This is a genomic window from Winogradskyella aurantiaca, from assembly GCF_003362725.1.
Taxonomy (GTDB): Bacteria; Bacteroidota; Bacteroidia; order Flavobacteriales; family Flavobacteriaceae; genus Winogradskyella_A; species Winogradskyella_A aurantiaca.
In genome coordinates this window covers 594,882-619,039 of record NZ_QKTV01000001.1, presented here as the reverse complement: position 1 = coordinate 619,039, position 24,158 = coordinate 594,882, and the positions used below count along the sequence as shown (strand labels likewise).

Below are 24,158 nucleotides of genomic sequence, written 5' to 3'. Positions count from 1 at the left end.
ATCCTCATGAAGCGCAGTTCGTTTTTTTTATTATTTGCGTCGTTTAGCATGCTATTTAGTGTTGTGAATTGCAGCTCGTCTAATGACCCTGCAAGTGATCCGGACCAAGGACAAAATGACCCTCAGATTGAATTCTTTTTCGGAGCGGACTTATCTTATGTGAATGAGATGGAGGATTGTGGCGCTATTTATAAAAATAGAAGTGGCAATACCGAGGATGCCTATCAGATATTTAAATCAGAAGGAGCCAATCTCGTTCGTCTTCGTTTATGGCATTCTCCAAGTTGGACCAACTATTCCAATATAGAAGATGTTAAAAAATCTATGGCCCGTGCTAAGGCAAAAGGTATGGCTGTTTTGTTGGATTTTCATTATTCTGACACTTGGGCTGACCCTGAGCACCAACAAATTCCAGCTGCCTGGATCAACCATATTGATGACCGTGAAACTCTTGGCGATCTTATGTACCAATACACCTATAGCACACTTAAAGAACTTCACACCCTGGACTTGGATCCTGCGATAGTTCAAATTGGTAATGAGATTAACCCCATGATTCTACAAGATGGTGATTTGCAATGGCCTATCAATTGGAATCGGAATGCTTACCTTTTAAATAAAGGCTTGGAAGCTGTGGACGCCATAAATACCGAAAACAACACCCAAATTGAAACCATGCTGCATATTGCCCAGCCAGAAAATGGCATATGGTGGTTTGAGCAGGCTACTGCAAATGGTGTTACCAATTTTGATTGGATTGGACTCTCCTACTACCCAAAATGGTCCGATTACACTCTAGACAATGTTGGGCCTGTCTTATCAGACCTAATGACCACCTACAACAAGCGACTCATGATTGTGGAAACGGCTTACCCGTTCACACTTAGTTCATGGGATAATGCTGGTAACATCTTAGGGAGTGATTCCCTTATTGACGGTTATGACGCGAGCATTCAAGGTCAATTACAATACATGTTGGACCTTCAAAATACTATCGAATCTGCAGGAGGAGAAGGTCTTATATACTGGGAACCTGCCTGGGTTTCTACCAGTTGCAGCACACAGTGGGGACAAGGATCTCATTGGGAAAATGCCACTATGTTTGATGAAAACACCCATGCCCATGATGGTATTTCGTTTTATAATCTGAGTTTCAATAATTAAAATTAAGGGATGCGATATACTTCTTATCTTATCCTGTCTATATTTATTAGTTCTTGCACGCTTTCCAATAACAATCCAACCAAAGTGAGACAGACAATAACCCTTAAAACAGGCTGGAAATTCTTAAAAGACGATCCTGAAAAGGCTTTTCTACATGATTTTGACGATAGTCAATGGCAGACTGTAAGAGTGCCTCATGATTGGGCTATTTATGGCCCATTTGACAAGGACATTGACAAGCAGGTGGTTGCTATTGAACAAAATGGCGAAACGGTAGCCACGGAAAAAACAGGCCGAACTGGTGCTCTTCCTTACACAGGCACTGCCTGGTACCGCAACAGCTTTTCACTTGAAGATCTTTCAGAAAATAAAACCTTTATTGTATTTGAGGGTGCCATGAGCGAACCCGAAGTTTTTATTAACGGTAAAAAGGTAGGTGAATGGAAATATGGGTACAGTTATTTTTATTTTGACATTAGTAATTATGTGCAAACTGGTGCTAATACTCTTGCCGTTAGGCTTAATAACGTGGAACAATCATCACGCTGGTACCCAGGAGCTGGATTGTACAGAAAAGTGCAGCTGCTAATTACTAATAAAGATCACTTTAAACAATGGGGTACCTTTATTACAACTCCAAGGGTTACTGCTCAATCGGCTCAAATATCTATTAGAAGTGAACTAATTGGAACTAATTTAAGGCTGGAGGCTCAGGTATTTGATTCCAGGGATAAACTTGTTAAATCTGGAGGCTCATCAAAAACATCTAATGGCACCATAACTCTAAATCTGGATATTGCATCTCCACGGCTATGGAGCCCTGAAACACCAGAACTCTATAAAGCAAAGCTGTTTCTCTATAAAAATGATATTCTTGTAGATGAACTCACAGAAACTTTTGGTATTAGAACCCTTTCGTACGAACCAGAAATAGGTTTCAAACTCAATGGTGAAGTAACCAAATTTAAAGGGGTTTGTTTACACCATGATCTTGGACCACTTGGTACCGCTGTTAATCGTGCTGCCATAAAACGTCAACTTCGTATTCTAAAGGACATGGGCTGTAACGCAATAAGATCAGCCCATAACATGCCATCTATGGAACAATTGGAGCTTTGCGACGAAATGGGATTTATGTTTATCGCCGAGAGCTTTGACGAATGGGCCAAGCCAAAAGTAGCTAACGGTTATCACAGATTTTTTGATGAGTATGCCGAAAAAGATGTAGTCAATTTAGTAGGTGCAACAAGAAACCACCCTAGTATTGTCATGTGGAGTGCTGGGAACGAGGTTCCCGATCAATGGGGTGCCGAAGGAGTAAAACGCGCCCAATGGCTACAGGATATTTTTCACAGAGAAGACCCCACTAGACCAGTAACGGTGGGTATGGACCAAGTAGAAGCCACCATGGCCTCAGGTTTTGGAGCGCTGCTAGATATTCCAGGGCTTAACTATCGAACCCATTTATATGAGGAAGCCTATGAACGTTTCCCTCAAGGGCTCCTGTTAGGGTCCGAAACTGCCTCAACCGTTAGTTCCAGAGGTGTCTATAAATTTCCAGTTGAGCGTGTTAGTATGAAGACCTATGAGGATTTACAGTCTTCTTCTTACGATATGGAACACTGCAGTTGGTCCAACCTTCCTGAAGATGATTTTAGACTACAGGATGATTATCCCTGGGTTATAGGTGAATTTGTATGGACGGGGTTTGATTATCTAGGGGAACCCACTCCTTATGACGAGTATTGGCCTTCTAGAAGCTCTTATTTTGGCATCAACGATTTAGCTGGGCTACCCAAAGACCGCTACTACTTATATCGTAGTAAATGGAATCCAGATGAAGAAACGCTTCATATTTTGCCCCATTGGAACTGGCAAGGCCGCGAGGGAGAAACCACTCCAGTCTTTATTTACACCAATTATCCGAAGGCCGAATTATTTTTAAATGGAAAAAGCTTGGGCGTGAGAGAAAAAAACAAGGGTAGCCTAATGGAACGCTATCGTTTAATGTGGATGGACGTGACGTACCAACCTGGCACCTTAAAGGTAATGGCCTATGACGCCACTGATAAGCCAGTTGCTGAAAGGGAGGTACAAACTTCTGGAGAGCCCTATCAAATAGTTCTTGAACCAGATAGATCAGTCATTTCTGCCAATGGAGAAGACCTGTCTTTCGTTACTGTATTGGTGCAGGATAAAGATGGCAACCCCTGCCCTACAGCGACCAATACGTTAATGTTCAAGGTTACTGGAGAAGGCACCTTTAGAGCAGCTTGTAATGGTGATGCTACTTCATTAGAAGCCTTTCAGCATCCTCAAATGGAACTCTTTAGCGGAAAACTAGTAGTGATTGTACAATCGACAGAAACACCTGGGAAATTAGAGTTGGAAGTAACAGGACAACAACTCATTACTAACAAGATTGTAATAAAAACTGAATAGCAATTTCATTTTACAATTCACTTTTTCTTATTTTACGTGCAACTAACAAGCACTTGACATTTACTTTATGCCCCGACTCATCCTTTGGATTCTGATTTTTGCATTCAATCTCCAATTTATCGATTCTTTCGCCAGCGGCGACCCCGTTAAAAGACAAGTCATCACGCATAACAATAAACGCTTTGGAATTGAACAAATTCTAAGCAAATACTTACAGATTCCCTCCGAAAGTGGCCACGAACTAGAGGCTGGTGAGTTTTTAAAACAGCTATGTGAAGAAAACGGATTGCACATAACGCAAATGGGCTCTTCAGATGGTAATTATAATTTTTCCGCTTCCTTACGACCACTTGAAGCGGGATTACCCAATATCATTTTCCTAAATCACATTGATGTGGTGCCCCCAGGTAACGAAAATCATTGGGAGGTCCCTCCTTACTCCGGTAAAATAGTAGACTCCGAAATATGGGGCCGTGGCGCCTTTGATAATAAGGGTACCGCCGTTATGCATTTGTTCAGTTTGATTGAAATGGCACAACGTTACGAAGGCAAAATCCTTGATTATAACGTTACCATGCTCAGCGTATCTTGTGAAGAAACGCAATGCGATGGAGGTATTAGTTACGTTATTGATAACTATTTTGACCTCTTAAATCCTGAAGTCGTTATTGGTGAGGGTCCCCCAGGCATTAAAGGCCTTATTGACAATCACCCTGACCAAGCCTTATTTGGTATTTCGGTGACACAAAAACGATCACTTTGGTTACAATTATCCCTAGATATTAAAACCAGTGGCCATAGTTCTGTGACTCCTAAGTCTTATGCCAACAAAGAAATGATCACTGCCTTAAATGAACTTTTAAATGAGAAGAACGAGATCATTTATAATGATGTTAATGTAGGTATCTTAAAACAACTGGGTATCTTAAGTGGTGGAGTTAATGGATTTGTGCTTAAACACCCTAGATTGTTCAAGTCTGTTATTTCAAAGAAACTGAGAGAAGACGAGCTGTTATTGGCACTTTTTTCTAATACCATCACCTTAACTAGTATAAAGGATGACAATGATGAATTAAATGCGATTCCAACCAAAATCACGGCAACTTTAGACTGCAGACTCTTACCCGAAACCTCAACCGATGAATTTATAGCTGATCTTAAAGAGACTTTAGACAATGATGCCATTTCAATTGAAGTCCTTAAGCAGATGAACACTAAGGTTGTAACCAGTTCCAACACAAATTTCTACAAAAATATGGCCGCTGCCATTCAACAGCATTACCCCGAAAGTAAATCTGGTGCCGTCATGCTGCCCAACTCCAATGATGTAGCTGCTTTTAGAGAAAAGGATGTACTCGCCTATTCGGTAGTTCCAGTGAAGATTGACCGTAAGTACCTGGAAACCATTCATACCTTTAATGAACGCGTTCCAGTAGCCATCTTAGAACAAGGCAAAAACACCTATGTGAGTTTCTTAGAACGTTGCATCACCATTCAAACTCCTCGAGAATCTGTAGAACTGGTTTCCAGACTCAGAGCTAATGCGACCACACTTTTTAGTATAAAAATTTAAATAAAAAAACCTTCAACATGAGTTGAAGGCTTTTAAAGTGCGGATGAAGGGACTCGAACCCCCACGCCGTGAAGCACTAGATCCTAAGTCTAGCGTGTCTACCAATTCCACCACATCCGCGGAAAGGAGTGCAAATATACATAATAGTTTGAATATTCAAATTGAATTTTCACTAAGTTTTGTAGACTAGGATTCGTATTTTTGGTAGTCAAAATTCACACCTTATGAACGACATTTCATCTTATGTTCAAACCCATAAAGAGCGTTTTATAAACGAGCTGATTGAACTTCTAAAAATACCATCCATCAGTGCGGATTCGGCTTATAAAAAGGATGTGCTTAACACTGCCGAGGCGGTTAAAGACAGTCTGCTAAAAGCGGGTTGCGAGCATGTGGAAGTCTGCGAAACGGCAGGCTATCCCATCGTGTATGGTGAAAAGATGATCGATCCCAATTTACCTACCGTCCTGGTCTATGGGCACTATGATGTGCAGCCACCTGATCCTTTGGATCTTTGGCATTCACCCCCATTTGAACCCGTGATTAAAGCTACTGAGCTTCATCCCGACGGGGCTATTTTTGCCCGAGGGGCTTGTGATGATAAAGGTCAAATGTACATGCATGTGAAGGCTATGGAATTTATGACCGCTAATCAGGAGCTGCCTTGCAATGTGAAATTCATGATTGAAGGGGAAGAAGAAGTGGGTAGTGAAAATCTAGGGGTTTTTGTAAAAGCCAATCAGGAGAAACTAAAAAACGATGTGATTCTTATATCCGATACGGGGATGATTGCCAGAGATGTGCCTTCCATTACTACAGGTTTACGCGGATTGAGCTATGTGGAAGTAGAAGTAACCGGACCCAATCGCGATTTGCATTCAGGCTTGTACGGCGGTGCGGTTGCCAACCCTATTAATGTACTGACCAAAATGATTGCCTCTTTACACGATGAGAATAAGCATATTACCATTCCAGGATTTTACGATAAGGTAGAAGAGTTAGGCGCAGAAGAACGCGCAGAAATGGCCAAAGCACCTTTTTCTTTAGAAGCTTACCAAAAGGCATTGGACATCGATGCTGTTTATGGGGAAGAGGGCTATACCACGAATGAGCGCAATTCCATAAGACCTACTCTGGATGTCAATGGCATTTGGGGAGGCTATACAGGAGAGGGAGCCAAAACCGTAATTGCCAGTAAGGCATATGCTAAGATCTCAATGCGCTTGGTGCCGCATCAGGATTGGAATGAGATTACCGATTTGTTTAAATCCCATTTTGAGTCGATTGCTCCGGCAGGGGTTACAGTGAAGGTGACTCCACATCATGGAGGTCAGGGCTATGTGACTCCTATCAATAATATAGGCTATCAAGCCGCCTCTAAGGCCTATGAACAAACCTTTGGAACTACTCCAATACCTCAGCGCAGTGGAGGAAGTATCCCCATTGTTTCGCTCTTTGAGGAAGAACTAGGAAGCAAAACCATTCTTATGGGCTTTGGTCTGGATAGTGACGCCATTCACTCGCCAAACGAACATTTTGGTGTCTGGAATTATTTAAAAGGCATTGAAACCATTCCCTGGTTTTATAAATATTTCACTGAGCTTTATCAGCAATAATCTGAAACTACTGTCATTCTGAACTTGATTCAGAATCTTATTTCCATATTAAAAAAGCCTCATAATGAGGCTTTTTATAGTTTTATTTCACAAAACATTTGTTCAATTAGATTTTTATTCTACATTTGTAGAGTGTATTCTAAAAACGTAGAACATGGCCTTGTCAAAAACTGAAGAACAACTGATGCAATACCTCTGGCAATTGGAGAAGGCCTTTATGAAAGATCTCTTAGAGGCCTATCCGGAACCCAAGCCGGCTACCACCACTATTGCCACCTTGTTGAAGCGTATGATTGGAAAAGGTTATGTGGCTTATGTTACCTACGGTAAGTCAAGAGAGTATTACCCTTTGGTAAAAAAGGATGCCTATTTTTCTAAGCAGGTCAACGGGCTCATCAAGAATTTCTTTAATGACAGTGCCTCGCAGTTTGCCTCCTTTTTTACGGCGAATTCCAATTTAAGTAAAACAGAATTGGAAGATCTTAAGAGTTTAATTGATCAGGAACTTAAAAAGAAATAGACATGGCATTGTACATTCTTAAGTTATCTGTGGGGTTACTTGTTTTTTGGGGAGTCTATGTATTGCTCATTGAAAAACAAAGTACCCATCAATTTAAGCGCTTTTATTTACTAGGATCTTTAGTTATATCAGCCATTATTCCATTGGTGACCATTACCACCTACATTGAACCGCTTCCACTGTTAGAAGTGCCACAGCAAATTATTATTGAGCCAGTTACAAATTCAAATCTTGCAGCTGGAGAGACTGAAACCACACTTTCCCTAGCCACTATTTTATGGACTGTTTACGCCATGGGAGTACTTTTATTTTTACTTAGGTTTAGTATTAACCTCTCAAGGCTTTTAAAAAAAATAAGAAAGCATGAGAGGGTGGCTTCTACCCCTTTTATATATGTTTTACTGAATCAAGCCGTGGCTCCACATTCATTTTTTAATTACTTATTCTTTAATAAAAGTGACTATGCAGCCGATCGTATTCCTCAAGAGGTATTGATCCATGAAGAGGCCCACGCCAAACAATTACATAGTCTGGACATACTTTTTATTGAATTGCTTCAAATTATCATGTGGTTTAATCCATTAATTTACGTATTGAAGCACCACATTAAACTCAACCACGAATTTTTAGCGGACCATGCTGTTTTAACCAATGGCGTAAGTTCCAACAGATACCAAAACATTCTACTGGATTATTTGTCTCATCAACAAAGCCCGCAGTTATCCAGTAGCATCAATTATTCATCCATCAAAAAACGAATTACCGTTATGAAAACACAAACATCAAAAAAGAGAATTTGGATTAGTAGCTTATTACTCATTCCTATAACTTCCTTATTATTTTTCAGTCTAAGTTCCAGAGAAATTGTCGAAAACCCAAGAGTCTCCGAAACAGAAACTGCTCAAGTTCAAACAGCTCAAACAATTGAAAATAGAGCTTCTAAATCTCAGATGACAGAATACAAGGACTTCCTTAAAGCCTATGAGGAAACAAAGATAATTATTGCTTCTTCCTATGAGCGTGCTATAATTATTTACGACAAACTTATGTCAGAAGACCAAAGAAATTCTGTAAAGAAATATCCGGCTCGATTAATTCCCCCAATAGATCTATCAAAAACCAAGGCTGTAAAACCTACAGATGCACAATTTGAAGATTTTAAAAATGGAGAAAAGTACGCCATTTGGCTGGATGGTAAGCCGATTCAAAATTTAGAACTTAACAACTATTCTTCCAATGACATTGTTCACTTTGCGGGATCAAAGGTATATAAGAATGCTAGAAGCGAACGCTTTCCTCAACCTTTCCAATACCATCTTTATACCCAAAAAGGCTTTAAAACAACCTATCAGGATTCACAGCTTAGAAAATATAATGAAATAAGCAAGCGCTATACAGATGCATTAGGAACCTATTTGAAAGGACCGAGAGATGATAATTCTGAACTCTTAATCCAATATGAACAAGCTTACAAATTGTACGAAACATTTAGTTCAGAGGAGAAGGCTAAGCACATCATAAAAATGCCACCCCCACCGCCAGCTAAGTCCAACAAACAAGTTAAAGAAGTAAAAACAGGATTTCTCAAAACCAATAACCAAACCCTTTATTATACGGTTATAAATGGCCAGACCAGCTATTATAACAGCAAAGGCTATGAGACCGACAAAACGGGGAGAATACTCTCAAAAGAGCGTACTAAGGCCAATGAGGTATTACCGGATGCTTATGTGACTAAAGTATACAAGGACGATAAGGTCGTCGTTGAGTTCGCTAGGGTTGATGGCTCTGTAGATAATACCGTTTACTATCAGGACGGTGTAAGTAAAAAGCAACTGGCAGCCTATAACGCCTGGGCTAAAGGTTTAAATGCTAAGGATATTGGTGATCGCATTGTTAAACAGAAGGATTACGAGAACTACTTTGCTATTTACAATAACATGTCTGAGGCACAAAGAGCCAATGCAGAACCCTTTCCAGCTTTGCCACCGCCTCCACCGCCACCACCAGCCCCAGTGGTTATAGAAGTTGTAGAGGAACCAAAGGTGATTGAGATCAAAGAGGTACCGCCACCTCCACCTCCGCCACCAACCCCAGTGGTCATTGAGGTCGTGGAAGAACCAACAGTCATTGAGATTAAAGAAGTACCCCCACCACCCCCGCCACCAAGACCTTTGGAGCACGTGAAAGAATTGGCTGCAAAAGACGCAGACTTTTACTATGAGGGTAAAAAAATTAGCGCTAAGAAGGCCATCAATATTGTATCGGAAAATGAAGGTCTTAACTTTAGAGTTAAAGAGAAGAATCGGGAAAAACCGGAAGTCTATATCACCAAGGCACCCATAGTGCATGAGAAAAAAAAACAGGATTAAACCTAGATTAACGTCATAAAAAAGGCCTCGAACGAGGCCTTTTTTATTTTAGTCTAATTATTATACTTGGCTATGGTAAATAGGACAGTCCGTTTCTGGTTTTCCAAAGGAAGTATTTTTCAAATAGTACTTTACCGAAGTCATACAACACATTAGGAATCATAATGGCAAATGTTCTTGGTTTAAACAAGTGATTGCTCACAATCCACACCTCCTTTTTACCAGCGTCCATGATACATAAGCCTGGTATTTTACCCCATGGTTTTTCCTTAAGTTCTTTACCCTTTTCAAACCTTAAAATATTACCAGCAACCACCTTACCAGTTTCATCGGATGGATATCCTGTTTTTGGACCAGAGAATGGCACCTTACCAGGTTTAAATGGCAACTTGACATCTACAGCAATTCCTGCCGCCCAAATGTTCTTATATTTCACATGTTGATAAGTATCATTAACTGGGATATAACCAGCTGCATTAACTTCCAATCCTTCAGAATTGGTAACAAAATCCACCCCAACAAATGGTGGCATTAACATTGAGAAACGACTTTCTAAAACTTCACCGTTTGTCAGTACCACGGTATTCTCAGTTACTTCCTCTACACCTACTTCCGTTCTGTAATGAATATTGAACATCTTCATAAAAGACTTCAACATGGTTTCGCCCATTGGCATACCATCTATTCCAAAGTGCCCTAAATAGGTCTCTGGGGTAATCCAGAACAGGTCTACTTTCTTTCTAATATTTTGTTCGCGCAACCACTTCTCGATATTAAATAAAAACTCATAGGCGGCACCCATACATCCCGCATTTTGTGTAGCACCAATAACGATGGGTCCAGGGTTCTTCTTAAACGCTTCAAGCGCTTTTCGAGTTTTCATAGCACCATCTGGGGTTCCTATGTAATACGAATGGTCTTTAACACCAGGTGCAACATCATATTTTACTTTAGGACCGGTAGCTATGACCAGATGGTCATAACTATAATCGCCTTTAGTTGTGGCCACGATTTGCTTTTCAGGGTCGACTTTAAGTGCTTCTGCATGAACAAAATCCACTCCCTTTTTTTCTAATATTTTATCTTTTCTGAATGAAATATCCTTGATATCTCTTCTCCCAAAGGGTACCCATATCAAAGAAGGGATAAACAAGAACAAAGGTGATTTATCAATCATTATGACTTTATATGAAGGGTCTTTCCTTTTAAGCTCTAAAGCGGCGGTCATTCCTGCAAAATTTCCACCAATTATTACTGCTGTTTTCATAATACTTAGATTTTAAATTCCATGAGATAATGTCCTTTTCATTATCTATTACAAAATTACTAGCCAAGGCCCCTGATAAACATGACGAAAATCATAAAAACGCTCAAAACCCCTGTATTTACTGAGTTAAGTAACAATTGTTACAAAGCCAAACTCTAGATTTTTATGGATATGACAGTCAAAAACACGAAGTCGTGAGTAGAAATAAGCCTTTAGTATTGTAACAAATCACTAATAATGACGTTCTAATAACCAATCGTAACGCGTTAATCTTCAATCAATCAAAAAACAACAGCCTTATGCTTAAGCAATTTTTTATTATCTGCTCCGGAGCTGATACTGCCCTTCTCAAAGAATGTTCGGAAGGGGAACAAAACAAATACGCCGGAATTGGCGCCACTGTTTTCTTTACCGCCTTGATGGCTTGCATTGCTGCCAGTTATGCACTGTACACTGTATTTGACAACTACTATACCGCCATTGGATTTGGTCTCATTTGGGGGTTACTCATCTTTAATTTGGACCGCTATATCGTGTCCACTATTAAAAAACGAAACAACGTGCTAGATGAGTTGTTACAAGCCACACCCAGAATCTTGTTAGCAGTCATTATCGCTATTGTGATATCAAAACCTCTGGAATTAAAGATTTTTCAAAAAGAAATTGACCAGGTGCTTTTAGAGCAAAAGAACGAATTAACGCTCGCCAACAAATCCCAAATTGCCGAACAATATACACCCCAAATCGCCCAGCTACGCTCAGAAATTCTTGCAATCAATGATACCGTTGCTTCTAAACAGGGTGAAGTGGATGCTTTATATGACACCTATATTTCTGAAGCAGAAGGCACCGCGGGGACCAAATTGTTGGGAAAAGGTCCCGTTTATCAAGAGAAACGGGACAAACACGATGCGGCTTTAGCAGAACTTAATCAGCTTAAGCAGAGTTCTCAAGATAAGATCACAGCTATTGAAGCTGAGATTGTCAACCTTCAAGGACTTCAAAAAGAAAGCGAAGCTAATACACAACCTATCATCGATAATTTTGACGGACTCATGGCTAGAGTCAACGCCTTAAGCCAATTGCCCTGGCTACCTTCATTTTTTATATTTCTGTTGTTTCTAGCCATTGAGACCTCACCTATTTTTGCCAAGCTGTTATCTCCAAGAGGTCAGTATGACTTTTTACTTGAAGATCAGGAGTCGACTATTAGAACCTGGACCGAGCAAAAACTGAGCCAACGCCAATTGCTTTTAACCGCCGATAACAGCCTTAATAATAAGGTTTATGAAGACATTGCTGATCAGGAGGAAGTCTATGCCTACAAGCATAAAAAAGCCAAAGAGTTAATGCAACTTCAGGCAGATGCCTTTTTCAAAAATCAGAAGTCTATTCTTTAGGAATTAGTTAGTACATTTAGTCCTCACAAGGTTACACAAATGAGGTACTTATTATATTTTATTCTAGCTATTATTACAGTAAGTTGTATCAGTATAAAGGCTGATGTTCAGGCTACAGAATCATCAGACACCAATACGGAAGTCTACAGCCAAACTGATGCTAACGAGGCAGAGGCAGGTATTAGGTTGGTCATGAAAGAACAAGAAACAGCCTGGAACAATCACGACCTCGAAGGCTTTATGCAGGGCTATTGGAACTCTGAAGACCTTAAATTTTATAGTGCCAGTGGACTCACCAAGGGCTGGGACCAGACTTTAGCCAATTACAAGAAAAACTATCCTACCAAAGCAGAAAGTGGGATTTTAAAGTTCACCATCAATGATATTTCTAGAGTTGAGGACAACAGTTACTATGTAATGGGTGAATTTTATTTAACACGGGACATAGGTCATGCAAGCGGTTTCTTTATAATCATCTTTAGAAAGATCAATGGCGAATGGAAGATCATTGCCGATATGACAGCTTAGTTATGTCTTTTACCAAGTTTGGCAAAATGCACATCCAAATCTACAGGTTTGTATACTATTTTTTCAGAAACAGGATATTTCTCTAGTAAAGATTCTGGACGTTTAGGACGTTTCTCAAAGCCACCCCCGCAATTAGGACAAACATGTGCCAGTAACTCCACACAATCTTTACAAAATGTGCATTCGAAGGTACAGATCATGGCTTCCTCTGAGTTGAATGGTAATGCCTTATTGCAATTTTCACAAGTGGGTCTTATCTCTAACACAAGATCTTTTTTTGCTGCTTTAAGGTACTCATTTATTTTTGCCCTATGAAGCAAAGCACAAAAAACTGGATCATGGTAGGCCTTGCTGCCATTACCATATTTGGATTAGTCACAGGAAAGTATCTGTTTCTTGTATTCATACTGCCCATTAGCTCACTTTACCGCAATATCAAAAACTAAAAAAGGAAACGGAGCCCAGTCCGTTTCCTTTAACCAACCAACTAAATCATTTCATAAACAATCAACCTAACTTTTTATGAAATTAATTTACATTTTTAAGAATAAAAACCGCATGAACTTTGAAAGTGAAAAAAAATCCCTGCGGTTTTATTGAACACTTATTAATCACATTTTCCTAGCAATGATTAATACAAATTGAAAGTCGTAAATATTTCAAAATTTTTGCAATCCTTTCGATGAATAATACATTTAGTGTAGGTGAATTGTATTACTTATATCGGCCACCTGAATTATGTGACCCATATACCTTTATAAAAAAGTTCTTTATGTAACTGGCCCTCTAACATACGCTACCATAATTAAGATAAACTTGTACTAACAAAACATCAATAAATTATCAAAACGTATATTGAAATATCAAAAAAAAGCATGATTTAATACTATGAATAAACCTAATGACATTATCAAAGGAAAATTTCCAATCAATGTATCCTTAATTTAATACTTTAAATGTTTCTTTATTTTTATCTGTTATAACATAATAATGGCTTCGAGCTATATTTATTGTCTTGAACATTCTTGAGTAGATTATCGGTATGTATCTGTGTTTTTAAAGACACTTTATTGCTCTATACCGATGTGCAAAAAAAAGAAAGGGAATGCTAAAAGAACATTCCCCAAACCAACCAAACAAATTATTTAAAATTACTCCATAAATCAATCTACATTTTTTTATAAAACCGCAAGAATCTTATTAAAGAGCCTTGCGGCTCTAGGGAACAAAAATTAAATTAATTAAGATTAGCAATGATTACTAATTACTTTTAAATATCCATTTTATTTTCATGAATTATTACTTATTTCGATGAGTAGCAGATGATGTTTAGATGAACAACATTGTTTATATAGACTAATTCATTTACGCGTCAAACACTAAATAAGGCGTATTAAAGTTATTTATGATAGCAACAACATCCCTAAAAACGAATCTAAACGAATTAATTCTATGATGTTAAATAGACCGCCGATATTTATTCAAAACGTGTTAAAATTGCTCAAGAGAGTTTTCCTGATATATCTGAAACTTTAAAAGGTAATACAAGATATTTCTGATTAAGTGCGATAAAATTTAATCTTGATTAGATGTCCAAACTGGAACTGTCTAAATAAGCTTTAAGTGGGAAGAGACTCTGTAAAATGGGCCGTTTATATTGGTAATTTTCATGCGTATTAGATTTGTAGGATAAGAGATGATTTGCTTTTGAGACCAGGTCTTTCATTAGACTTTCAAAATCTCGGCTGTTTCTAAAATCGTTAGTATTAACGAAGCCTATACATTCGATACCATACTCATTCCATAAATACCGCACCCCAGCCCTTATGGCAAGTTTTTCTTTTTTCAATCTCTTTATATGTACGCTAGATACGTTTGTGCAGCCCTCTGTAATCTCTACTAGTAGCAAACCAGTGTCATCCGTGCTACCGTTGTTTACCAGACAAAATTTAATAGGTTTTGACTTTTCAAGGTGTTGTAAAAAAAACTTCCAATCAATGTTCTTCTCATTATTCTGAAAAATCATAATTATTCCAATCTTCATGGGATATAATCCATATATGGTTTGTCTATAACTCCCTATGATTCAAGAACACGCTGTGCCGATTTATCATTTTTATACTTATCGCATGAATTACTATCGTATTCTAAGATAATAAAGTGAAATAATATCAGATAAGCGTTCTGCTTTCTTCAAGTTTGAATTCTACTTTTAAAAGATGTAATTGGCACGGTTTGATAATTGTAATAATGAGGCCTAAAAAGCCACAAGATAATCATATTGATTATATGACATTTAGTAATGAAAGTATCAATATGATGAGCGGAACTGCCCTTATTAGTGAGCAAAAGAAGGCTTTGTACCAAAGTTTGCTTAATATAATTATTAAGCATGGTAAAAGCTTTAAATATTCTCAATTTTCTGATAAATTTTTCCACACCTTTCCAAAATTCTATCTGAATGTTTCACAATTACATTTATACAATCGCAAACCCCTTCTAAGTATCCAACTTGTTTATCATCATTGTCTAAATCATTATAATCAGGAAGGCCTTTTAGCTCTTCAATTATTTCTGTTATATAGTTTGTTTTTGTTTCCATCGTTTTTATGTTAAATTACTTTTGTTCAAATTCTATTAACAGTTAAGATTATTTTGAATACTAAAGTAAATCTCTAGTACTGGAAAACATTTATATTTCGACGAATAGCATTTTAGTGTCTTTTAAAGAATATTATATACAGTTAATCGGCTACGCTCTGATTAGAATAAAAAGGGATACGATATTAGAAGGTTTTGTGTTGATTAGTTTTTATTAAACCTAGTATCTCGAAATAAATGTGGTAGTCTATTTACAGATAATGAATACTTAGCCTATTGTTTGCAAAACGAATTGGAACATGAAGAATAACAATGCAGTTAAACAACAGCTAGCAGGAACTAAAGGAAAAACCGAAAACTAAATCTTAAAGCATATTGAGGCGCCTCATAAGTTCAGGTCGATTGGAACGAGAAACAGGAATAATATCCTTCTTAATTAAAACGCTATTATCCTCGATATCAACTATTTTATTGATATTTATTATATATGACCTGTGAACCTTAAGAAAGATGGAGTCAGGCAATTTCTCTTTAATTTTCTTCAAAGTTGAGTGAACGGTGTAGTTCTTATTTTCAGTTTTCACCCTTATGTAGTCTCCTTGTGCTTCCACTAAGTAAATACTTGGAATATTTATTTTAATAAGCCTACGGTCTATATTCACATACAAATCATTACCTGAGGTCGTCTCTACCTTATCCGAGGAATTTGAGGAGGCATTTACGGAAGAAGCCTCAGCTTTATTTATGGCCTTTTGAAAGCGCTCGAGCGAAATAGGCTTGACTAAATAGTCAACTATACAATCATACTCAAATGCCTGGATAGCAAAGTTAGTATCCGATGTTGTAAGTATAATTTTAGGAGGGTTTTTTATCGTTTCAATAAAATCAAACCCTGTAAAATCAGGCATATGAATATCTAGAAAAATAAGATCTACTTCATTCTGGTTTAAGAATTTGATGGCTTGAATAGCGTTAGGAAATTCTTCAATGACATTCACTTGTGGAGCTTGGCCACATAGCTGACTTATGATTGCTCTTGCAGCCGCTTCATCGTCAATGATTATACAGTTCATATTAATTTATTGAGTTTCTAAAAAGTCTGCAATAAGGCGAATAATATCTGAAAAGTCAGCTTCTAGAATTGTACTTCCTTCCAAAAGATTCTTTTCATAATCCTGAGCTATTGCATAGCTCTTTTGCAATCCTAAAATACTAATTTTATGCTTAAGTTTATGAACATTGTCAGCTGCTTTTCTGTATTCCTTCAATGACATGTTCGTAAGATATATCTCAACTTCTTTCGGAAACTCCTGCTTGATGATGCCTATAAGTTTTTGTTCAAAGGCTTGATTCCCTCCAGACATAGATTTAATGTAGATTAAATTGGGCTGCTCCATGTTCATTTTTTCATTGTAAAGTAAAATGTAGAACCTTTATCTAGCTCAGATTCCAACCATATTTTTCCACTATGTAAGTCAACTACTTTTTTAACAATAGACAAACCAATACCACTCGATTCCTTATCATCTGATAAGGACTGAAATATTTTAAAAATCTTTTCATGGTATTTAGGATCAATCCCAATTCCATTATCTGAAACTGAAAATTGATATCTCTCTTTCTGTTCTTCACAACCAATTTCGATTACGCCCTTATTTTTATTATTGAATTTAACCGCATTACTTATTAAGTTTTGAAAAAGCTGTTGCAGTTTAATCCTATCTGCATATACTGTGGGAAGTGTATCTTTAATGTGGACTGTTATGTGTTTAGGAACATAAAGCACCTTTTTTAAGTCTTTTATAAGCTGATTGGTATCTACCATTTCACGCTCTATATTATTCTCCCCAATGCTGGAATAGTCTAATAAATTTGAAATCAATTGCTCCATTTTTTCTAAGGTCGCTTCAATGAGATCAAAATTTTTAATAGTAGAGTGATCAAAAGAATCCTTATTATCCTCCTTAATCCAACTAATAAGGGCATTAATACTTCTCAACGGTGATTTGAGATCGTGAGAAACAATATGAGCATATTCGTTTAATTCTTCATTACTCTTTTCCAATTCAATTAGCAACTTTTCTTTTTCGCTTTGTAACAATCTAAAATCTGTAATATCTAAATGAATACCAATTGAGCCTATCACCTCGCCTTTTAAATTATAATTTGGCGCTCCACTAATCAACCAGTTTCTTAGTTCTCCAGATTTGGTTAAGACTTTAATTTCATATGAATTGGATTCCCCTAATAATCTATTAGCATTCTCTTGTTTGATAGTTTCCTTGTCATTTGATAATGGGATTAGTTCTCCAGCCTGTTTACCAAGTAATTCTTCCTTAGAATATCCTGAAATCTTACAGAATCGTTGGTTGACAAATAGAACTTCATCCTTAATATTAACCTCAAGAAGACCAAGGTTCATATTATTAATGATATTCATATATTTCTCCCGTTCACCTTCAATTCGTTTCTGATAATTTATTTCCTCAGTAATATCCCTCAAAACACCTTGAGCTGCCACAGCGACGCCGTCTTCGTAGATGATACTACAATTGATATGAACATACTTTTTTAGTCTTTTAGCTGTTACTAGTTGAAGCTTAAAACCAGTCAAAGACCCTTTTGTAATTAACGTTTTAAATGCTGCTGTGACTATCTCAAGATCCTCTGGATTTACAAACTGCAATAAACTGTCTTTTTTGTTGGCTTCTTCGTAGTCTAATAAGTCGATAGCTGCATCATTCATCTTTAGTGGATTACCCCATAAATCCATAATCACATAGGGATCCACAATATTCTCAAAAACACCTTGTAATTGTGAACTGGCATTACCATAAAGCTTTAATAATTCATTATGACTTTCCTCTAATTTCCGTTTTGCCTCATAAAGTTCTGCAGACTTTTCTTCTAAAATTTCTTCAGCCGCCTTTCTTGAAAATCTTTCCCTCTCTAATGCTCGTTTTAATATTTGTATTTCGTCAACCAATCATTAAATTTTATTTATTGAAAACTTTACTTCTGTTCCTTTCTCATTCAATTTTTCATATTCTATTTTTACAGGAGTATCAAATAACTTGAAGGTTTCCAGCATTAGACCTTTACCAAGCATGTACAATGCGCGCTCAGACTTGTAAATCATTATCATCTTATCTTCCTGTCGTTCAACTAAATCAAAAGTTGGTAATTGGGCTTCTGGATATATCTTTTGAACTTCTACATGAATATGATTTTCGATGGATGCTAAGAGTTCCATGGGATCTTTATAGCGTTCTACGAGGTGAGGGTAAGAATTAATCAAAACAGCAAAAAGGTGTTCAGCATAAACCATCAGAAGATCGTCGATAGACATGGAGGTATTATTACTTAAATGTGTTAAGAGTTGTAACATTTCTGAAAACTCGTAAGTTCCAACAGAAGTATATATACCACCCGATGCTAATTCCGATTGTTGGATAATCTGATCCACCATTGGCAGACCAAATTTGTCTTCAACCAAATCAAGAAATTCTGTAAATATTATTCCTTTCATACCTTAATCAATTCATTGATACTCCAATATGCCAATAATTTTTCAATTTTAGAAATATAGTCCTCATATTTAAGAGGTTTCAATAAATAACCCCCTATACCTAACTTATAGCATTGTTTTAGATCCCTTTGATTATTGGAAGTTGTTAAAATAACCGTTGGCATGTATCTTAATCTGGCATCATTTTTTAAAAGTTTTAAAAATTCTAAGCCATTGATTTTTGGCATGTTTAGGTCCAAAAGTATTAGATCCGGAAGTGTATCGTTCTCATTTAAATATTTTAAGGCTTCTTCGGCATTTTGAGATATTTGAACTTCATGCCTAAGACTCAAAGAATCAACAACCCGATTAAATTTCATGACCTCAATAGTGTCGTCTTCAATTAAAAGAATCTTTAAAGATCTCATAGTATTTCGCTTAACTTGAAAAAATAATTGTTACAGAACCAATTGCTAAAAAATTTCGTTTGATCTACTTTAAACGTAGTTAGAATGCATGTATATATCGGCCAATGGTTTTAAAGGTTGATAGTCGCTCTCAACTTTTTTGGAAGACTCTTGACTACTTGCTCGTACGAATGGTCTATTAATTCATTAACAAACTGTGGACTTAACTTCCCTGTTTGGGCATAGACACTATTCCATAAACACTTGTGCATGTGATAACCAGGCTGGATACTCTCATATTCAGCCCGTAATTCCTGGGCCCAATCCGGGTCACATTTTAAATTGATAAAGCCATCGCCCTGCTCCCAGCGTTTTAAAGAAATCAATAAGAACATTTTATTGGCCACCTTAAAGACCAGCGTGTCTTCATCAAATGGAAACGACTCGGTCACCTGCTGCTTAGCAAGACAATAATCGCGAATTTGATCAATGTGTAAAGCCATATTACATCACCTTGTATAAAATTGGTTTGCTAGGGCTGGCATCATTTTCAAAAGGTGCTATTTGCAGATTCAGAAAATAGGTTCCGTCATCAATCTTATTGGATACATAAATCATTTCCGTGATGGTAGCATCCAATCGCAGCTTCCCAGAGGTATCCCAGAATGCATGGTGACATAATAATTCTCCGTCATCACGTTCTTTGTCCACACTTGGCATATCTACCAACCAATGCTTAATTCCCTTCTCTTTTAAATAGACAGCAGCCTCTTCTGTGAAATATGGCCAATTGGTACTGGAGTACTGCCTGGAATGTTTATCTTTTCTCGTATTGGGTAGCGTCCGTACGACTAATGCATCTCTTTTTTTATTACCTAAAGCAAACTGCAGTTGTTTTTTGGAAATCACATAGTCTTCCTCTTGTTTCTCTGGAACAACAGTGATCACCTCAGCCAGAAAAAAGAACTGCTTTAAATTCTTATTAATGGAATGAACCTTTTTAGTAATATGACCAGCTGTTTCTGTATGCGTTCCATGAGCATGGGGGTTAAAGGAAATCTGATTAAAATTTACCGATGCTCCTTCTAACACACTAATGGTATGACCGTCCATAACCACAGGAGTTATTTTCGGTGGCCCAATATACCAGGCATTGACATTAGACGCTTTAGCCTTAAGGGGCATGGAAATATCCAAGGGTTGACTTAAATCAATAATTAGTTTTCTGGAATTATATTGAATGCTGGCTATCATTACAGGTTTAATTTGAACAATTGTGATGCAATACCGTCACTTAAAAATAAGCCCTTTTTAGAAACATACAACTGATCCTTATCATGAAATAATAGATGGCCCTCTATAAAGCTATGTGCCTGATCCATAAGATATTGCAAATATAACTCCCCGAACTCCTTCTTTATATAGTTTAAAGAAATTCCCCATTTAGTACGAAGGCGTGTCATAACATACTCGTTATAGCGGTCCACCTTGGTTAAGGTTTCAATTTCTGAAGGTAGCTGATCTTGTTCTAAGGCCTTAATGTACTTGCTATTGTTTCTCACATTCCAGCTCCGCTGTTGCCCATTAAAAGAATGTGCCGAAGGCCCTATACCCAAATAGGACTTTCCTTGCCAATAGGCGGTATTGTTCTTACTAAAATAACCTTCCATTCCAAAATTTGAGAGTTCGTAATGCACAAAACCACGTTCTTCCAAAATGTCTTTAAGCAACAAGAATTGCTCATGCGCGCCATCATCATTGACTGGTTCTACCAGTCCCTTTTTAATAAAACTTTCCAGAGCTGTTTTAGGTTCTACCGTTAATGCATAACATGAAATGTGTGGCACTTCATAATCCAAAGCAATTTGAATATTCTCCTGCCATTGTTCATTGGAAGCTCCAGGAATGCCATAGATCAAATCAATGGAAATGTTATTAAAAAAGCGTTTCGACTCTTCGATACACTCCTTTGCTTCCAGAGCATTATGAGCCCTGTTCATGAGTTTGAGATCGTTTTCAAAAAAAGACTGGATACCAATGGACAAGCGGTTCACCTTTGAACTCGCCAGTGCTTTTAGAACCTCGGATGACAAATCATCGGGATTGGCCTCTACAGTAATTTCTGGTGTAGATCTGACCTCAAAATTCTCGTAAACTAAATCAATAAGGCTTTCGATTTCCTCTGTTTCAAGAATGGAAGGGGTACCACCACCGAAATAAATAGTCTCTATAGTCTCATCTTTTAATTCCATAGCTCGTAATTCTAGTTCTTTTTTAAGCGCTATGAGCATGGCTTCCTTTTTCTTTAGAGATGTAGAAAAATGAAAATCGCAGTAGTGACAAGCCTGCTTACAAAAGGGAATATGTATGTAAATCCCAGCCATTTAGTCCAAATAGGTGTAGGACAAATATACCTTCCCCTCAGTAATCTCCTGTCCTTCTATTTTAGAAAAGCTCGGATCTGAACGACCGAGAAACTTAAGAGGTAATTTAAACTTTTTTAGATTAAAGTTGATTTCAGTCTTGTCTGGATATTTACCATTGGCATATGAGTTTTTAACATTAAACGATCCAAATTTTCGAGTATTAATGGTCGCCTCTGTCACCAAAAGAAGGTTTTCATCAAATTCCACATCGGCGGTGATCCAATCGGAAGTATCGTCCAGGCTGACCAATTTATAAACTCTGTTTGTACCACGTTTTGACAGATAAATAGCCTGAAATTCTTCCTGTAAGAGATCATTAAACTGGTTTACGATGCCTTTCTTAGGAAGCATGGCAATACCCTGACCAGAAATTTGTGGTTCGCCATTTTCAAATCTCAAATTCACGGTCTTTGGTGGAATAATAATACCCTCGACGTCTAATTCTATATATACATCACAATTTAACTCCAGAGAATCTGAATATTGTTCAATTAGTGCTTGAATATAAGGGTCATTTGTTTGAGAAAAACTCAGGAAACTTAACAACAGAATGAACGGCAATAAGGTCTTTTTCATCAGGCAATATTCATTCTTTTAAATCGGTTATAACTCAATACAGTAAAGATGGCCGTGAAACCCGTTAAAAATAGGGCCGATAGTCCAAATTGACGCCAAGGAACTTCGGTCATAAACAATAGTTGCCAATTAGACATATGATAGGAAAACAACAGGTTTTGCCATGTACTTGTAACTTCAAAGGTAAAGGACTGAAATAAAGTGTGTAAAATTAGAACACCAAAACTTACAAGAATCGCTGTTAACGTATCCTTGAAGTAAAGGGCTGCATACATGGATAAAGATGAAAACGCCGTCATGGCAATCATGGCAAATAAGACTGCCAACCCATAGCGCCAGAAGAAACTTGATTCCAATAAAAACTGGACCCCATTATTCAAAACCATAATATCACCTCTTCCAAAAATCATTACTGCCGGAATCAGGGCAAATAAGGCTAGAACCACCATAAAGAGCAAATTATACGACACCATCGTCATAAACTTGGCCCACATAATCCGTCCTCTACTTATTGGTTGCGATAGCAATAGCTTAATAGTCCCATTTTCAAATTCACCTGAATAGATGTAGGCCGTTACAATAATAATGAGTACAGGAATATGCACCCACAAGGTATTTAGGGAAAAATAAGCTATTAAATAACCATTTAAAATGTTACCCTGAACCAAAAAATACTCCTTTAAGGGTTGTAATAAAAAGGCAAGGATGGACTCTCCTTCTATGTAGAGACCAAAATTGATAATGACCATTAGCACAATAGCAATGGCAAAGGTCAGATAGGTCCTTAGAGATGTGAAAAGTTTAAAAAATTCTGTTTTAACTAAGGCTTTCATCTGGACATCTTGAAATATGTTTGTTGTAAGATGGTCTGGGTCTTTATGTTGATTGGCACTAAATCTTTATCCACTAATTGCTTTGTAAAAACCGCGATAGATTCAGGTTTCATTAATACCACCACATGCTGTTCTCCCCACTCTTTCACTGATACCTCATCAAATTGTTGTCTTTGTTCTGGATTTAATACCGAATCAAAGTAAAAACTTATCAATCGCTCAGTGGCATCGAGTTCAGATTTTGATAAGGTCATGGTCAGGACCCCATTGTTTATGAGCATAAAGTCTGTAGCATGACTCTCCAGATCTGCCAGCAGATGGGATGAAATGATAAGCGTTACTCCTTCCTTATTTAACTTTGTTATTATATCCCAAAGGTCTTTATAGCCCCCAGGATCCAGGCCATTGAAAGGCTCGTCTAGAATTAACAACTCAGGTGTTCTTATTAAGGCCGCAGCAATAGCTAAGCGCTGTTTCATGCCGGTAGAATAATTCTTCACCTTCTTTGATCCTACATCCGATAAGCCTACCAATTCCAGAAGCGATTCAGTGCTCCCCGCCTTAGAATTAATCTGTTGAATCAACTTTAGATTTTGAGGTCCTGATAATTGGTTGTAGAATGACGGAGAATCAATCATATAACCTGTGATTCTTCTTAGATCCCTGAACTCAATACATTCGCCTTTTAATTGTATGTCACCATTATCAGGAAATACAAGACCTGCTAAAACTTTAATAAGACTGCTCTTTCCGGCCCCGTTAGGACCAATGAGTCCCATAATGCACCCTTTTGGAATCGTAAAGTTTAGATCGCTAAGGATGGTGGCCACCCCGTAGGTCAATGTTAGATTGCTAACCTCTATCATATAGGTAAAAATACAAGTTCAGAATTTGATATTAGGCAGAATCTCCCAGAATCATGAAT

Annotated in this window: 25 protein-coding genes and 1 tRNA gene; 9 read left to right on the top strand and 17 right to left on the bottom strand. The window is 37.5% G+C overall.

The window, feature by feature from the left end; translation table 11 throughout:
- Positions 1–6: 6 nt before the first annotated feature.
- From DN064_RS02885 to DN064_RS02875, 3 genes are all read left to right on the top strand, one after another.
- Positions 7–1,164: a glycoside hydrolase family 53 protein gene (locus DN064_RS02885; protein ID WP_115461097.1), complete on the top strand. Its 1,158-nt coding sequence runs from the start codon at positions 7–9 to the stop codon at positions 1,162–1,164.
- Between the two features lie 9 nt (positions 1,165–1,173).
- The gene (locus tag DN064_RS02880) at positions 1,174–3,606 is read left to right on the top strand and encodes a DUF4982 domain-containing protein (protein WP_115461096.1); all 2,433 of its coding nucleotides are present in this window, start codon (positions 1,174–1,176) and stop codon (positions 3,604–3,606) included.
- Between the two features lie 67 nt (positions 3,607–3,673).
- Complete coding sequence (locus DN064_RS02875) at positions 3,674–5,179, top strand: M20/M25/M40 family metallo-hydrolase (RefSeq protein ID WP_115461095.1); 1,506 nt, start codon at positions 3,674–3,676, stop codon at positions 5,177–5,179.
- Positions 5,180–5,217: 38 nt separating this feature from the next.
- On the opposite strand, the gene DN064_RS02870 is transcribed toward DN064_RS02875, so the two are convergent.
- A tRNA-Leu gene (locus tag DN064_RS02870) sits at positions 5,218–5,299 on the bottom strand.
- A gap of 104 nt (positions 5,300–5,403) precedes the next feature.
- Here DN064_RS02870 and DN064_RS02865 point away from each other — a divergent pair.
- The 3 genes from DN064_RS02865 to DN064_RS02855 all read left to right on the top strand — a co-directional run bounded on the left by DN064_RS02865 (position 5,404) and on the right by DN064_RS02855 (position 9,687).
- The gene (locus DN064_RS02865) at positions 5,404–6,795 is read left to right on the top strand and encodes a dipeptidase (protein ID WP_115461094.1); all 1,392 of its coding nucleotides are present in this window, start codon (positions 5,404–5,406) and stop codon (positions 6,793–6,795) included.
- A 154-nt stretch (positions 6,796–6,949) separates the two neighbouring features.
- The gene (locus DN064_RS02860; protein ID WP_115461093.1) at positions 6,950–7,315 is read left to right on the top strand and encodes a BlaI/MecI/CopY family transcriptional regulator; all 366 of its coding nucleotides are present in this window, start codon (positions 6,950–6,952) and stop codon (positions 7,313–7,315) included.
- Positions 7,316–7,317: 2 nt separating this feature from the next.
- Positions 7,318–9,687 (top strand): M56 family metallopeptidase, encoded by a 2,370-nt coding sequence (locus DN064_RS02855; RefSeq protein ID WP_115461092.1) that lies wholly within the window; start codon positions 7,318–7,320, stop codon positions 9,685–9,687.
- Positions 9,688–9,757: 70 nt separating this feature from the next.
- On the opposite strand, the gene DN064_RS02850 is transcribed toward DN064_RS02855, so the two are convergent.
- On the bottom strand, positions 9,758–10,954 hold the full coding sequence (locus DN064_RS02850; protein WP_115461091.1) for an NAD(P)/FAD-dependent oxidoreductase: 1,197 nt from the start codon (positions 10,952–10,954) through the stop codon (positions 9,758–9,760).
- Positions 10,893–11,021 carry an LCI fold-containing protein gene (locus tag DN064_RS14345; RefSeq protein WP_115461090.1) on the bottom strand — a complete coding sequence of 43 codons (129 nt, stop codon included), beginning with the start codon at positions 11,019–11,021 and terminating at the stop codon, positions 10,893–10,895. Before DN064_RS14345 ends, DN064_RS02850 begins: the two co-directional genes overlap by 62 nt.
- Before the next feature lie 232 nt (positions 11,022–11,253).
- Between DN064_RS14345 and DN064_RS02840 the strand changes: the two genes are divergently transcribed.
- Both DN064_RS02840 and DN064_RS02835 read left to right on the top strand, forming a co-directional pair.
- Positions 11,254–12,354 carry a DUF4407 domain-containing protein gene (locus DN064_RS02840; RefSeq protein ID WP_115461089.1) on the top strand — a complete coding sequence of 367 codons (1,101 nt, stop codon included), beginning with the start codon at positions 11,254–11,256 and terminating at the stop codon, positions 12,352–12,354.
- Positions 12,355–12,393: 39 nt separating this feature from the next.
- Positions 12,394–12,882 carry a YybH family protein gene (locus tag DN064_RS02835; RefSeq protein WP_115461088.1) on the top strand — a complete coding sequence of 163 codons (489 nt, stop codon included), beginning with the start codon at positions 12,394–12,396 and terminating at the stop codon, positions 12,880–12,882.
- Here DN064_RS02835 and DN064_RS02830 read toward each other — a convergent pair.
- A complete protein-coding gene (locus DN064_RS02830) occupies positions 12,879–13,148 on the bottom strand; it encodes a DUF1272 domain-containing protein (RefSeq protein ID WP_115461087.1) in 270 nt (89 codons plus the stop codon). The genes DN064_RS02835 and DN064_RS02830 overlap by 4 nt on opposite strands.
- Positions 13,149–13,193: 45 nt before the next feature.
- Here DN064_RS02830 and DN064_RS14305 point away from each other — a divergent pair, with 45 nt between their 5' ends.
- Positions 13,194–13,328, top strand: a complete 135-nt coding sequence (locus DN064_RS14305) for a hypothetical protein (protein ID WP_262508943.1) — start codon at positions 13,194–13,196, stop codon at positions 13,326–13,328.
- Between the two features lie 1,139 nt (positions 13,329–14,467).
- Here the strand turns inward: DN064_RS14305 and DN064_RS02825 are convergent.
- From DN064_RS02825 to DN064_RS02765, 13 genes are all read right to left on the bottom strand, one after another.
- Positions 14,468–14,926: a glycosyltransferase family protein gene (locus DN064_RS02825; protein WP_115461086.1), complete on the bottom strand. Its 459-nt coding sequence runs from the start codon at positions 14,924–14,926 to the stop codon at positions 14,468–14,470.
- A 360-nt stretch (positions 14,927–15,286) separates the two neighbouring features.
- The gene (locus tag DN064_RS02820) at positions 15,287–15,484 is read right to left on the bottom strand and encodes a hypothetical protein (RefSeq protein WP_115461085.1); all 198 of its coding nucleotides are present in this window, start codon (positions 15,482–15,484) and stop codon (positions 15,287–15,289) included.
- A 364-nt stretch (positions 15,485–15,848) separates the two neighbouring features.
- On the bottom strand, positions 15,849–16,556 hold the full coding sequence (locus DN064_RS02815) for a LytR/AlgR family response regulator transcription factor (protein ID WP_115461084.1): 708 nt from the start codon (positions 16,554–16,556) through the stop codon (positions 15,849–15,851).
- Positions 16,557–16,562: 6 nt separating this feature from the next.
- The gene (locus DN064_RS02810) at positions 16,563–16,880 is read right to left on the bottom strand and encodes an Hpt domain-containing protein (RefSeq protein ID WP_115461368.1); all 318 of its coding nucleotides are present in this window, start codon (positions 16,878–16,880) and stop codon (positions 16,563–16,565) included.
- 2 nt (positions 16,881–16,882) lie between these two features.
- On the bottom strand, positions 16,883–18,469 hold the full coding sequence (locus DN064_RS02805) for a PAS domain-containing sensor histidine kinase (RefSeq protein WP_232827354.1): 1,587 nt from the start codon (positions 18,467–18,469) through the stop codon (positions 16,883–16,885).
- A 3-nt stretch (positions 18,470–18,472) separates the two neighbouring features.
- Positions 18,473–19,012 (bottom strand): heme NO-binding domain-containing protein, encoded by a 540-nt coding sequence (locus DN064_RS02800; RefSeq protein ID WP_115461083.1) that lies wholly within the window; start codon positions 19,010–19,012, stop codon positions 18,473–18,475.
- Positions 19,009–19,419, bottom strand: coding sequence for a response regulator (locus tag DN064_RS02795; protein ID WP_115461082.1), 411 nt, complete (start codon positions 19,417–19,419; stop codon positions 19,009–19,011). The genes DN064_RS02800 and DN064_RS02795 overlap by 4 nt, the downstream gene beginning before the upstream one ends.
- A 110-nt stretch (positions 19,420–19,529) precedes the next feature.
- Positions 19,530–19,901, bottom strand: a complete 372-nt coding sequence (locus DN064_RS02790) for an MmcQ/YjbR family DNA-binding protein (protein WP_115461081.1) — start codon at positions 19,899–19,901, stop codon at positions 19,530–19,532.
- Between the two features lies 1 nt (position 19,902).
- Positions 19,903–20,652, bottom strand: coding sequence for a cyclase family protein (locus DN064_RS02785; RefSeq protein ID WP_115461080.1), 750 nt, complete (start codon positions 20,650–20,652; stop codon positions 19,903–19,905).
- The gene (gene hemW / locus DN064_RS02780) at positions 20,652–21,782 is read right to left on the bottom strand and encodes a radical SAM family heme chaperone HemW (protein WP_115461079.1); all 1,131 of its coding nucleotides are present in this window, start codon (positions 21,780–21,782) and stop codon (positions 20,652–20,654) included. Before hemW ends, DN064_RS02785 begins: the two co-directional genes overlap by 1 nt.
- On the bottom strand, positions 21,783–22,400 hold the full coding sequence (locus tag DN064_RS02775; RefSeq protein WP_115461078.1) for a hypothetical protein: 618 nt from the start codon (positions 22,398–22,400) through the stop codon (positions 21,783–21,785).
- On the bottom strand, positions 22,400–23,233 hold the full coding sequence (locus tag DN064_RS02770; RefSeq protein ID WP_115461077.1) for an ABC transporter permease: 834 nt from the start codon (positions 23,231–23,233) through the stop codon (positions 22,400–22,402). Before DN064_RS02770 ends, DN064_RS02775 begins: the two co-directional genes overlap by 1 nt.
- Positions 23,230–24,099, bottom strand: a complete 870-nt coding sequence (locus DN064_RS02765; protein WP_115461076.1) for an ABC transporter ATP-binding protein — start codon at positions 24,097–24,099, stop codon at positions 23,230–23,232. Before DN064_RS02765 ends, DN064_RS02770 begins: the two co-directional genes overlap by 4 nt.
- Positions 24,100–24,158: the final 59 nt, after the last annotated feature.